General features: G+C 33.6%; 11 protein-coding genes. All 11 read left to right on the plus strand.

All coding sequences use genetic code 11. The features are described 5' to 3' along the window. Positions 1-21: 21 nt before the first annotated feature. The 11 genes from JWQ54_RS07050 (at position 22) to rfaE2 (ending at position 12,207) form a co-directional block, all read left to right on the plus strand. Complete coding sequence (locus JWQ54_RS07050) at positions 22-1,014, plus strand: glycosyl hydrolase (protein ID WP_299582170.1); 993 nt, start codon at positions 22-24, stop codon at positions 1,012-1,014. A gap of 85 nt (positions 1,015-1,099) precedes the next feature. Continuing rightward, a complete protein-coding gene (locus tag JWQ54_RS07055) occupies positions 1,100-2,269 on the plus strand; it encodes a glycosyltransferase (RefSeq protein WP_299582173.1) in 1,170 nt (389 codons plus the stop codon). After that, entirely contained in the window at positions 2,266-3,504 is a 1,239-nt protein-coding gene (locus JWQ54_RS07060) for a glycosyltransferase (RefSeq protein ID WP_299582175.1), read from the plus strand. Before JWQ54_RS07055 ends, JWQ54_RS07060 begins: the two co-directional genes overlap by 4 nt. 63 nt (positions 3,505-3,567) lie before the next feature. After that, positions 3,568-5,058, plus strand: a complete 1,491-nt coding sequence (locus JWQ54_RS07065) for a lipopolysaccharide biosynthesis protein (protein ID WP_299582177.1) — start codon at positions 3,568-3,570, stop codon at positions 5,056-5,058. 26 nt (positions 5,059-5,084) lie between these two features. After that, entirely contained in the window at positions 5,085-5,993 is a 909-nt protein-coding gene (locus JWQ54_RS07070) for a glycosyltransferase family 2 protein (protein ID WP_299582180.1), read from the plus strand. Positions 5,994-6,031: 38 nt separating this feature from the next. After that, positions 6,032-6,925: a glycosyltransferase gene (locus JWQ54_RS07075; protein ID WP_299582182.1), complete on the plus strand. Its 894-nt coding sequence runs from the start codon at positions 6,032-6,034 to the stop codon at positions 6,923-6,925. A gap of 72 nt (positions 6,926-6,997) precedes the next feature. After that, positions 6,998-8,329, plus strand: coding sequence for a UDP-glucose/GDP-mannose dehydrogenase family protein (locus JWQ54_RS07080; RefSeq protein WP_299582185.1), 1,332 nt, complete (start codon positions 6,998-7,000; stop codon positions 8,327-8,329). Between the two features lie 374 nt (positions 8,330-8,703). After that, positions 8,704-10,041: an undecaprenyl-phosphate glucose phosphotransferase gene (locus JWQ54_RS07085; protein ID WP_299582312.1), complete on the plus strand. Its 1,338-nt coding sequence runs from the start codon at positions 8,704-8,706 to the stop codon at positions 10,039-10,041. Positions 10,042-10,071: 30 nt separating this feature from the next. Next, positions 10,072-11,079, plus strand: a complete 1,008-nt coding sequence (gene rfaE1, locus JWQ54_RS07090; RefSeq protein WP_299582188.1) for a D-glycero-beta-D-manno-heptose-7-phosphate kinase — start codon at positions 10,072-10,074, stop codon at positions 11,077-11,079. A gap of 52 nt (positions 11,080-11,131) precedes the next feature. Continuing rightward, positions 11,132-11,686, plus strand: a complete 555-nt coding sequence (locus tag JWQ54_RS07095; protein ID WP_299582191.1) for a D-sedoheptulose 7-phosphate isomerase — start codon at positions 11,132-11,134, stop codon at positions 11,684-11,686. A gap of 17 nt (positions 11,687-11,703) precedes the next feature. Continuing rightward, positions 11,704-12,207, plus strand: coding sequence for a D-glycero-beta-D-manno-heptose 1-phosphate adenylyltransferase (gene rfaE2, locus JWQ54_RS07100; RefSeq protein ID WP_299582194.1), 504 nt, complete (start codon positions 11,704-11,706; stop codon positions 12,205-12,207). Positions 12,208-12,358: the final 151 nt, after the last annotated feature.

Below are 12,358 nucleotides of genomic sequence, written 5' to 3' on the forward strand. Positions count from 1 at the left end.
TGTTTATAATCATTTTATAATATGACAAAGATTGGCAAATTTATCCTGAGTTCTACTTTCTATTTATTTATGAGCTTAATACTTAAAGCTCAAAATACAGATAAATCTTTCATATGGGGAATCAACGGTCATCCTTTAACCCAGCCTGATTATAGGAATAATTTAGACGAACAGATAGATGCTATTAAAGACTTAAAATTAAGTAGTTACAGGTTTGATGTAATTTTAAACCGCGATGGATATGCTAAAAATGAACCGGCATTTTTAAATGTATTAAACAGTCTGAAAAAGAATAATATTTTACCGCTGCCGGCAGTAATGCAAACCGGGTTTGGAGGTGATGAACCTGAAGCAATTTATCAAAGATCTGTGCAGCAAGGTAAAAATTTCGGAGTGCAGTATGGGGATTATTTTTCGGTAATTGAAGTTAATAATGAAGGGGATAATAAAATACGGGTCAAAAATAAGCCGGATGGCGCAACGTCTGGTGAATATGATATATTAAAAGCCCAGCGCTTTATAGCGGAAATAAAAGGATTTATTGATGGTATAAAAACTGTTAAACCATCAATAAAAATCACTCTTTCGGTAAGCTTTACACATTATTGGTACCTGCAGTTGTTAAAGGATAACAACGTGAATTATGATATTATAGGATGTCATTGGTACTCAAATATGGGTGATATAACCGATTTGAAACCACCTTTTGGTAATGTATTAAACTCAATTAGCCAAAGGTTTAATAAGCCTATATGGATCACCGAGTTTAACCGTTTTAAAGGAACTTCAAGCGTGGACTTTGCAAGTCAAAACGAATATATTACTAAAAATATTAAAAAAATAATTGCTCAGGGAACGGTTAAAGCTTTATACATATATGAGCTTTTTGATCAACCCTCATTAGCACAACGCTATCCAATTGAAGCACATTATGGCCTTATTTTTAAAGATGCCGCAGGCAATTATGTCCAAAAAGATGCTTACCAGGGCTTCAAAAATTTTATACAAAGGTAGTCCTGTTTATGCGCTCAAACTCAGTATTAAGAATATAATATTAAGGTTTACGATGAATTACTTATTTCAATAATAACTATTCTATATGAAAATAGCAATTGTTCATGATGACCTTGTACGCAAAGGCGGGGCTGAGCAAGTGGCATTGAGCTTTCACAATGCCTTTCCTGATGCGCCGATTTATACACTTACCTACGACCCTGACAACACTTATTCTGAATTTAAGGAATGTGACATAAGAACAAGCTGGTTTGGAAGAGTGATAAGCAGTGAAAAAAACATGAAACGTTATTTTTTTCCATTTGGGGTTATGGCAATGCAACGATTGAATTTAAATGGATACGACGTAATACTTCAATCAACTACTCATTGTGCTAAATATGTAAAAACAGATGTAAATTCAATCATAATTACTTATTGTCATAATCCTTTTCGGTTGGTATGGAGCACAGAATCATACGATAAAATCAACCATATGGGTAAAATAAAAACAAATATTTTAAAAAAAGTAATAGCTGTTTTAAAAGAAATTGATACAAAGTCGGCAAAAAAAACACACTGGTTTATAACTAACGCTCAGGAAGTTGTTCAACGTATTAAACTGGCCTACAATCCCATAATGCCTATTACTGTAATTAATCCATCTGTAAAGTGTAAAAATTTTTATGTTTCAAACTCACTAAGTGATTACTTTTTAGTTGTTTCCCGTTTTGAATCGTATAAAAAGGTTGATTTGGTAATAGAAGCCTTTAATGACATGCCTGATAAAAAGTTGGTAATTGTAGGTAAAGGGTCAAGAGAAAAGGAAGTTAAGGAAAACGCAGGTAGTAATATTACATTTTTAAGTGGGCTTGGTGCAGATGATTTGGCAAGGCTTTATGCTAATTGCAAATCATTTATTTTCCCCCAACTTGAAGATTATGGCATAACTCCACTCGAGGCAAACGCGTCCGGAAGGCCTGTTATAGCCTATGGAAAGGGAGGGGTTTTGGATACTATGATCCCTTATGTTGATAATTCTTTAAAATCTACAGCCATTTTTTTTGAACAACAAACCAAAGAATCATTAATAGAGGCGATTGAATTGTTTGAAGAATTAGAATTTGATCCTTCCTTTATTCGTGCCCATGCGGAAACGTTTGACGAAAGCTGTTTTGTAGAAAAAATAAGATCATTTGTTGAAAATAAATACCTTGAAAGTAAAAACATTAATACTGATTTGCGCGATAACAAAGCTATAGAAGTTACGGTATGAAAGTTTTACTTATTAATAGCTTTTATTATCCAACCTTTGTGGGAGGAGCAGAAATATCTGTGCAATTATTAGCAGAAGGTTTAAAAAGAACAGGCAATCAGGTATATGTTTTAACTACCGGACCCATTGATCGGATCTATCGTGTTAACGGTGTGATTGTAATTAGTCTAAAACAAAGAAATATATTTTCTACCCATAACGGTGTTGCTAATGTTTATGGATTTTTTAAAGTTTTCTGGCATCTTATCGACTCCTTTAATATATTTTATCATTTTAAAGTTTCTGCAATTTTAAAAAGAATTCAGCCCTCATTGGTTCATACAAATACCATCCAGGGCTTCTCCCCATTTATTTGGCTGACGATAAAAGCCGGCAAAATCCCCCTTATACATACAATGCGTGATTATTATCTGCTTTGCCATAAATGCAGTATGTTTAATAAAAATCAGAATTGTGACTCTTTATGCTTACCCTGTAAAATAACACATGGATTAAAGAAAAATTTATTAAGGTATCCTGATCATTATATAGGTATTAGCAGATACATACTAAACAGGCATAAGGCTTTTTTTGAGATTCCTGAATTTGGTGGACATTTAATATATAATGCTATACAAGGGGGGGCAAATGTTATTGAGAAAGCACCCGCAGATAAATTACACTTTGGGTATATTGGAAGGATAGCCCGCGATAAAGGAGTTGAATATTTAGTAAATGAATTTTTAAACTTAGGTGATCTGCAAAAAACAAAAATAAAAATTGTTTTCGCTGGAAAAGGCGAGCCGAAATTTATAGACCAGCTTAAAAATAAATTACAAGGCATTGAGTATGAATTTTTAGGGATAATTAAGCCACATGAATTTTATACGAAGATTGATATATTAATTGTGCCGGCATTGTGGAATGAGCCTTTTGGCCGAACTGTAATTGAATCATTATCCCATGGCGTTCCCGTTTGTCAAACTGATCGGGGCGGGCTTAATGAAATATATGATCCCAAAAGTTCCTGGATGTATTCGCCAAAAGAAGGTAATCTTTCACTTTTAATTGATCATATATTGAAAAATAAAATTGAAATCGATGAAAAGAAAAAACATTGCATAAATCGCGCGGAACAATTTTCTGTAGACAAGTATATCCAAAGCCACTTAAAGCTATACTACCAGATTATTGCACATAAAGCAGAAATGTACAAATCAAATTCATATTCAGCTTTACCTAATCAAATTGAGTAATTTCTAATTCGGGCTCTTGAAAGTAGTAAATTCATTCAAATTGTATCAATATTCGATAGTTATATGAGTAGCGTATTAAGAGAAACTATTTCAGACCCTGATAAAAAAGCACCCTCCCCTGGTACGGATAAAAAATTGGTAGCGTCTGGGATTTTCTGGAACCTTATTCAACTGATTATAAATCAGGCCTTCAATTTTATTTTAAAATTAGCACTGGCTAAATTGCTTTTTCCAAGTGAATTTGGAGTTGTGGGCATGGCAACCGTATTTACAGGATTTGTTCAGGTACTTAACGATTTAGGTGTAGGGGCAGCTCTGGTTCAAAGGAAAGAATCATCATTACGTAAAGAACATTACCACACAGCTTTTTGGACAGGGGTTATATGGTCCGTTATCTTATTTTTAGTTATGAGTTTTGGTGTAGGTCCTTTAGCTGCTATATTTTATAAAAAGCCCATTTTAGAAACTATCATCCCGGTTCTTAGCATCGGCATATTAATAAGTCCGGCTAACCTGGTGCACAAGGCACAGCTTACCAAGCAAATGAATTTTAAAAAGCTTGCCTTTATAGACAATACTTCAAACATAATTGTTGGCATAATTGCACTTTTATTGGCTTTTAAAGGAGCAGGGGTTTGGGCATTGGTATTCAACTCTGTGGGGAATGTTTTTTTGGCAATGCCTTTATTTTTTAATGCCACCAAATGGAAGCCTGCTTTTATAATGGAAAAGCAAGCTTTTAAAGATGTTTTTGGTTTTGGGGTTTACACAACCGGATCAAACATTTTAAATTATTTATATAATAATATTGATTATTTATTGATTGGAAAGTTATTAGGTGCAACTTCTTTAGGTATTTATACCCTGGCCTTTGTGTTAACAGATACTTTTAGAGGAAGATTAATGGCAGTGATAAATAATGTGATGTATCCAATTTATGGCAGAAAGCAAAATGATATTATTGCCCTTAAAAAATATTACTTAAAAGTGGTATTATTTAATTGCCTCTTTATTTTTCCGGTGATGATTTTCTTCGTTGTTGAGGGAAACTCTTTTATTGTAAATGTTTTTGGGGCCAAATGGCATGAAACGGTGGCTCCTCTGCAGATACTATCAGGATCTGTAATGTTTCATATTTTGGTTAGCGGTAACACTTCACTATTAAGGGGATTGGGGCGCCCGGGAATGGAAATGAAGCAACAGATACTTAAAGCACTTATATTTTTGCCAACGTTGGCATTGGGTATATACTATTATGGTATTATAGGAGCAGCATGGGCCATATTCCTTAATAAAATTATTGTAGTGATAGTAGCGCAATATACTTTCAATTTTCTTTTACCTGTTAAAATTTCAATAATCGAATTTATTATTGCTTTAAAAGCACCTCTTATTGCATCAATTTCAAGTTTCATAATCGACTACCTTTTAAACCTGGCAGGTTTAAATTATATAATTTGTGGTTTAAGTCTTTTCATAGTCTACTCCGGAATAATCTATCTTATGATGGGTTCCGAGCTTAAAGACCTTCTACAAAGTTTAAAGAAAAGATAATTCATTAAATAAACAAATACCCACTAATGATATCCGTTATTATACCTTGTTATAATTGCGCCAGCTTCATAAATCGCGCTGTTGATAGTGTTTTAAGGCAAACTTATCAAAATATTGAGATTATTTTGGTTAATAATAACTCAACAGATGATACATTGTCCTTGTTGAAAGATTATGAGCTTGCTTATCCGGATAAAATATACGTTTATAACGAAACTAAGAAAGGTGCACCTGCAGCCCGTAATTACGGTTTAAGTAAAGCAAAAGGAGAATGGATCCAATTTTTGGATGCAGATGATGAACTACTACCAAATAAACTACAAAAACAATATGATATAACAAGAATTAACAGCGCAGATGTAATTGCCGGTGATTGTTTGCTTAAGTATGATATAAATGGAAAAATTACCGACATCATCAGGTATGTAGAAAAGAATGTTTGGAAAGGACTAATTACATCAAATCTTGGTATTACAAGTTCAAATCTATGGCAAAAAAAAAAGTTGTTTAAAGTTGATGGTTGGGACGAAGCACTCACCTCATCGCAAGAATATGATTTGCTTTTTCGGCTTTTAAAAAACAATGCACAAATAGTACGTGATGATTCAATTAACACTATTGTCCATTTTTCGGGGAATTCAATTTCTAAAAGCAAGAACAAAGAAAAAATGATGAAAATACTTGATAATCGGATCGTTTTAAGATTAGATATCAGGGATTATTTGAAATCGTCAGGGCTACTGACCAATGAGCTGGCACAGGTAATTGACACATACATTTATACTGAAATAATGAGGTACTATCATAGTATGCCTGATTATGCAAAAGAACTTTTAAAAAAACACCCTCTCAAGGTAAAAATCCAACACATTTTAAAGCTAAGAAGCAAATTATTGTTTACTTCATTGCGTGCCTTTAAGAGTTCTTTCTTTTAGCCAACGTTATTATTTATATAATAAATCTCCTCTTTAATATGAATCAAAAATTTGTTTCCATAATTATTCCGACTTATAAAGATTGGGATAGATTATCATTATGTCTGAATTCCTTAAATGAGCAAAGTTATAACCAGGATTTATTTGAAATCGTAGTTGTAAATAATTATACGGCTGATAAAGTTCCCAAAGAATATTTTATACCCTGCAACTGTAAAGTGATTACTGAGGAAAAACCCGGATCTTATGCAGCTCGTAATACTGGCATAGCTATGTCATCTGGTTCAATTATAGGCTTTACAGATTCAGATTGCATTGCCGACAGGGACTGGATAACTAATGCGGTTAGTTTCCTTGAAAACAATAATGATTGCGACAGAATTGCAGGAAGGATTAATTTATTTTATCATTCAAAAAAACTTACTGAAGCTGAATTATACGAAAAAATTTATGCTTTCAATCAGGATATATATGTAAATGAGGATGGAACAGGTGTTACCGGCAATATGTTTAGTTATAAACATGTATTTGATAGTATAGGCTTATTTAAAGAAGACCTATTATCTGGTGGAGATTATGAATGGTCTATCAGGGCAAGAGATGCCGGTTACAAAATTAAATATGCAGAAAACGCAATAATTAATCACCCGGCAAGGCATAATATAAGTGAGCTGATAACTAAAGCCAAAAGGGTAGGCGGGGGCCAGGCGGGTTTTGGAAAGTCACCAAATAAAAACAGATTTAAATCAATCGTGAAGTTTCTTTATGACCTGCGCCCGCCAATTAAAAGTATTGGACTAATTTCTAAAAAAGGGAAAGATCTTCGAATAACTGAAAAATTACTTGTGTTTTATATCCGGTATTATTTATCAATTATTACTGCACGTGAAAAGTTCATGGTAAACTTAGGCAGGTCTGCACAGCGTCGTTAGATTCGTATTTGCCATTCCAGCTTTTTCCTAAAATATTTCAAAAATCAATTTATTCAATTTAATTAACAGCTTATGAAAATTGCTATTATCGGAACAGGCTATGTAGGCCTTGTAACAGGAATATGTTTATCAGAAACCGGAAACAATGTTACCTGTGTTGACATTAATAAACAAAAGGTAAAAATGATGCAACAGGGACAGCTACCCATCTATGAACCAGGCCTTGAACCACTTCTTCATCGCAACATAATTCAGGAACGAATACTTTTTACCGATGATTTAGCAAGTGCAATTGAAGATGCAAAAGTGATATTTTTAGCGCTGCCAACACCTCCGGGAGAAAATGGATCTGCTGATTTAAGTTATGTACTCGGAGCAGCTAAGGATATTGCAAAATTAATAACATCATATAAAGTTGTGGTTACCAAATCAACAGTTCCTGTTGGTACTGCCGAGAAAGTTAAGGCAATATTTGAGCAATATACAGACGTAGAAGTGGCTGTGGTATCTAACCCTGAATTTTTAAGAGAGGGTGTTGCAGTTGAAGATTTCATGAAACCAGATCGTGTTGTTATTGGTACTACTGATGAAAAAGCCCGTAAAATAATGACTGAACTTTACGCCCCGTATGTTCGCCAGGGAAACCCAATAATTTTCATGGATGAAAAATCATCCGAATTAACAAAATATGCTGCAAACTCGTTTTTGGCAACAAAAATTTCATTTATGAATGAAATTGCCAATTTATGTGAATTGGTTGGGGCTGATGTTGATATGGTAAGACTTGGCATAGGCTCTGACGAACGTATTGGTAAAAGATTTTTATTTCCGGGTATAGGTTATGGAGGAAGCTGTTTCCCAAAAGATGTTAAAGCCCTGGCAAAATCAGCGGAAGATAACCAATATGATTTTAAGATACTTAACTCAGTTATGGAGGTAAATGCTATTCAGAAAAAGATACTGATAGATAAGGTTAAAAAGTATTATGGAGGCAATTTAAAAGGTAGGCAATTTGCGATATGGGGTCTTGCATTTAAACCGGAGACTGATGATATACGTGAAGCCCCCGCTTTATATATTATAGATGAATTGCTTAAAGAAGGGGCTAATATAGTAGCTTATGATCCGGAGGCTATGAATAATGTTATGTACATGATTGGAGATAAGATTAGTTATGCAAATGACCATTATGAAGCACTAACCGGAGCAGATGCTCTTCTAATACTTACAGAATGGAGCGCTTTCCGCAACCCGGATTTCGATTTGGTGGAAACATTATTAAAAAACAAAGTAATTTTTGACGGGCGAAATTTATATGATCTTGCCAGAATGATAGATAAAGGCTTTTACTATAACAGTATTGGAAGGCAGGCAATCGGGAAAACTTTACAAGAGGTTATTTAAATTACAGTTAATCATACTCATAAGCCTGTTTAAAATGAATTAGCCAAAGCCTTTAAATGAAGCTTTGGCTAATGCTTTTATCGGCCAGCACACAATTTCACAGTTTTATACATATTCTTTTCATTGAATTGATTAAGTAAATTTTAACTAATACAAATTGTATTATTGTTAAACATTTACCAAAATAGTTGATATAATTATCTATTAATGCTGCGGATTTTACCATTTTAATTAAATGGTAAATCATCGATGTTTTTGATATAGGTTAATTATTTATGTTTTTTTTTAAGCATTAATATTAATTCTTCAATTAAGTATTAACAATAAAAAGAATCAAGATGAAAACGCGCTTCCTATATTTGATCTATTTTATAATGTCAATTACTGATATTGTAATTGTTAACTTATCATATCTTGGTGTCAATAATTTTTTTGCGCTTAAGGCAAACGGTGATATCAGTTCAATGATGGTAGCTAATTATATTTGGATACTTGCGGCCATGTTTTTTCGACTTTACACCTACAATTCTGCCTATAAATTGGACAACATTTATCGGTTAACAATTAAAAGCTTTATTTTATTTACCTTTTTATTTTTCTCGTACGTAGTTTTATCTAAAAGTGCCCAATTTTCTTTTGGCATGTTAGTGCTGTTCTACTCATTTGTGTTTACAGGTTTAATGCTTGCCAGATTAGTTGGGTCTGCCGTAGAAAAAAGTCTTAAGAAGCATTTTAAAATTACCAGGTCGGTAGCAGTTATTGGCTTAAATTCAATGGGATTGCGTTTGGCTGGTTTTTTTCAGGATAGTAACAATCATTTTGCCTTTGAAGGTTTTTTAAATCAGGAAGAAAATTCTTTTTTAGATAGTTCTGGTCAAATTTTACCCGTTATCAGGAAGCAAATTACCACTGCTGCAAATGCCGGTATAAGAGATGTTTATGTAACCCTATCGCCGGAAAGAATAACAGAATATAATCAGTTACAAAAGGAAGCAGAAAAACATTGTCTGCGTTTAAAATTAGTTCCTTATTTATCTAACTCTACTACGAATAATCTAAAGATTAGCTATATAGGTGACATTGCAGTGTTAAGTAACCGGAATGAACCCTTAGAAGAGATAGAAAATAGGTTTAAAAAACGAATTTTCGATATCGTATTTAGTTCACTTGTTATCATATTCATATTAAGCTGGCTTTATCCAATTATCGGTTTACTGATAAAGCTGCAAAGTCCGGGTCCGGTTTTATTTAAACAATTAAGAAGTGGTAAGGACAATCAATCATTTTTATGCTACAAATTTAGAAGCATGAAAGTAAATAATGACGGAGAAAAACAAGCTACTAAAGATGATAGCCGGATAACTAAAATCGGAAGCTTTTTGCGGAAGACCAGCCTTGATGAATTACCACAGTTTTTCAACGTCCTTATGGGCGATATGAGTGTCATTGGACCCCGTCCGCACCCATTAAACATGACCAAAGAATATAGTCAGATCATTAATCAATATATGGTACGTCAGTTCTTAAAATCAGGAATTACCGGATGGGCACAGGTAAATGGTTTTAGAGGAGAAACAAAGGACCCGATTTTAATGCAAAAAAGGGTTGAACACGATATATGGTACCTGGAAAACTGGTCAATGTGGGTGGATTTAAAGATAATTTACAAAACCATTTATAATATTCTAAAAGGAGAAGAGAACGCATATTAAACTTAATTATCGACACTTAACCGTAAAAATATGTTAATAGATAAGCTAAATAATATACAATCCTCGAATAATAAACCTAACATACTTGTTATTGGCGATTTGATGCTGGATCATTATATATGGGGTAACGCCACCAGGCTATCACCGGAAGCACCAGTTCCAATTGTTGACATCAAAGAAGAGTCTACCACTTTGGGGGGCGCTGCAAATGTGGTCAAAAATTTAGTATCCTTAGGCGCAAATGTAACAGTAGCCGGTGTAACCGGGAATGATAACATGGGTAAGCAGCTTATTGGCTTACTTGATAATGAAGGTGTTAATACTGATACTATCATTAAGGACAATAATAGAACAACGACAGTTAAGACACGTGTTTTAGTGGGTAACCACCAATTAGTAAGATTGGATAGGGAAATTACCACCACTTTATTGAGAACATTAGAAAATGATTTGATTAAGAAAGTAAGTTCTTGTATTGCTAATGCCGACTTGGTTGTTTTATCCGATTATAATAAAGGCTTATTTTCTTCTGCTTTAACACAGCGTATTATCAAAATTGCCAATTTAAATAATAAAAGGGTAATTATTGATCCTAAAGGACTTGATTATAAAAAGTATAAAGGCGCGTTTATTATTAAGCCAAACAGAAAAGAGCTTGCCGAAGCTTCTAAATCTGAAAACATAAATTCAATTGCTACTTTAAAAGAAGCGGCAAGTATACTTTTCAAACAAACAGGTGTACCATACCTGGTAGTAACACTTTCAGAGCAAGGTATGGTAATTTTAAGCAAGCACAATCATACTGAATTACCCGTAAAAGCTACAGAAGTATTTGACGTTACCGGAGCAGGCGATACTGTTTTGGCCACTATAGCTTATTTTTTGTCTCAGGGTTTAAATCTTGAAGAGTCTTGTGAACTTGCAAATCATGCTGCAGCCATTGTAATACGCCATCTTGGTAGTGCTACTACAACAATAGAAGAAATAATTAAAGATATGGTTGATGATGAAAAACAAAGAGTGAATTATATGTTTTAAAAAAAACATAGACTTATAATTATCTAATAATAACGATTTACCTTATCTCAAAATGGTTTTCGAAGAACTTAATGATCATTACAACATTATAAAAAAAGTAATTGATACGCTTACTCCACATATTGAATCAGGTTGTTTATTGATGAGTAATACTATTAAAGAGGGAAATACGGTTTTTCTTGCTGGTAATGGAGGAAGTGCAGCTGATGCACAGCACATAGCAGCAGAATTAACAGGGCGTTTTGTGAAAGAACGAAAACCACTGCCTGGTATTGCCCTAACTACTGATACATCAGCTCTAACTGCTATTGCCAATGATTATGGTTATGAATATGCATTTTCGAGGCAATTAGAAGCACTTGCAAAGCATGGGGACCTGTTCATAGGTATATCTACAAGTGGCAATAGTCCGGGAATATTGAAAGCCTTTGAAACCGCTAAAAAATTAAATTGTAAAACGTTAGGCTTTTCCGGGCGGGACGGAGGAAAAATGAACGGTATTTGTGATTTAAATATTATTGTACCATCAGATATAACTGCGCGTATTCAAGAGATCCACATTCTTATTGGCCACATCTTCTGTAAGGCAGTGGATGACTTGTTTTAATAATAAACCAGCAAACAATGAGAGTTGAAATTGAAAAGTTAATTAAAGATAAAATAATTGATCAAAGGAATATTAAAAACCAAATACTTATTTGGAGAAGTAATGGAAATAAAGTGACTTTTACTAATGGCGTGTTTGATCTGTTGCATATTGGGCATATAACTTACTTAGCTAAAGCTGCGGAGCTTGGAGATAAACTCATTATAGGTTTAAATTCAGATAGCTCTGTTAGACGCTTAAAAGGGAGAAACCGACCAATTAATGATCAAAACAGTCGGGCAACTTTATTGGCTGCTTTGTTTTTTGTTGATGGAGTAGTAATATTTGAAGAGGACACTCCCCTTAATTTAATAAGTTCTGTTTTGCCGGATATTCTTGTTAAGGGCGCCGATTATTCTCCGTCAGATATTGTGGGTTCGAGCGAAGTATTAGCTAATGGCGGTGAAGTTAAAACTATAAATTTTATTGAAGGGTGCTCATCCACATCCATAATTGAGAAGATAAAGAAATTGTCGCTTTGAAAAAATATTAGCTACCCAAATCTATTTTATCATTTTGCGATTTAACCACATTTATATACTCATAAAGTTTGATAAATTTTTTGAATTTTTCAAAATCATTTTAGGGCCCACATTGATATAAAACAATAAATTTTAAGAATGAATATTATGA

It is taken from the genome of Mucilaginibacter sp., from assembly GCF_028288225.1.
Classification (GTDB): Bacteria; Bacteroidota; Bacteroidia; order Sphingobacteriales; family Sphingobacteriaceae; genus Mucilaginibacter.

Coding starts and splice junctions, on each gene's coding strand:
- JWQ54_RS07055 (WP_299582173.1), top strand. CDS start 1,100: ATGAAAATAGCAATTGTTCATGATGACCTTGTACGCAAAGGCGGGGCT.
- rfaE2 (WP_299582194.1), top strand. CDS start 11,704: ATGAGAGTTGAAATTGAAAAGTTAATTAAAGATAAAATAATTGATCAA.
- rfaE1 (WP_299582188.1), top strand. CDS start 10,072: ATGTTAATAGATAAGCTAAATAATATACAATCCTCGAATAATAAACCT.
- JWQ54_RS07070 (WP_299582180.1), top strand. CDS start 5,085: ATGATATCCGTTATTATACCTTGTTATAATTGCGCCAGCTTCATAAAT.
- JWQ54_RS07050 (WP_299582170.1), top strand. CDS start 22: ATGACAAAGATTGGCAAATTTATCCTGAGTTCTACTTTCTATTTATTT.
- JWQ54_RS07075 (WP_299582182.1), top strand. CDS start 6,032: ATGAATCAAAAATTTGTTTCCATAATTATTCCGACTTATAAAGATTGG.
- JWQ54_RS07095 (WP_299582191.1), top strand. CDS start 11,132: ATGGTTTTCGAAGAACTTAATGATCATTACAACATTATAAAAAAAGTA.
- JWQ54_RS07085 (WP_299582312.1), top strand. CDS start 8,704: ATGTCAATTACTGATATTGTAATTGTTAACTTATCATATCTTGGTGTC.
- JWQ54_RS07065 (WP_299582177.1), top strand. CDS start 3,568: ATGAGTAGCGTATTAAGAGAAACTATTTCAGACCCTGATAAAAAAGCA.
- JWQ54_RS07060 (WP_299582175.1), top strand. CDS start 2,266: ATGAAAGTTTTACTTATTAATAGCTTTTATTATCCAACCTTTGTGGGA.
- JWQ54_RS07080 (WP_299582185.1), top strand. CDS start 6,998: ATGAAAATTGCTATTATCGGAACAGGCTATGTAGGCCTTGTAACAGGA.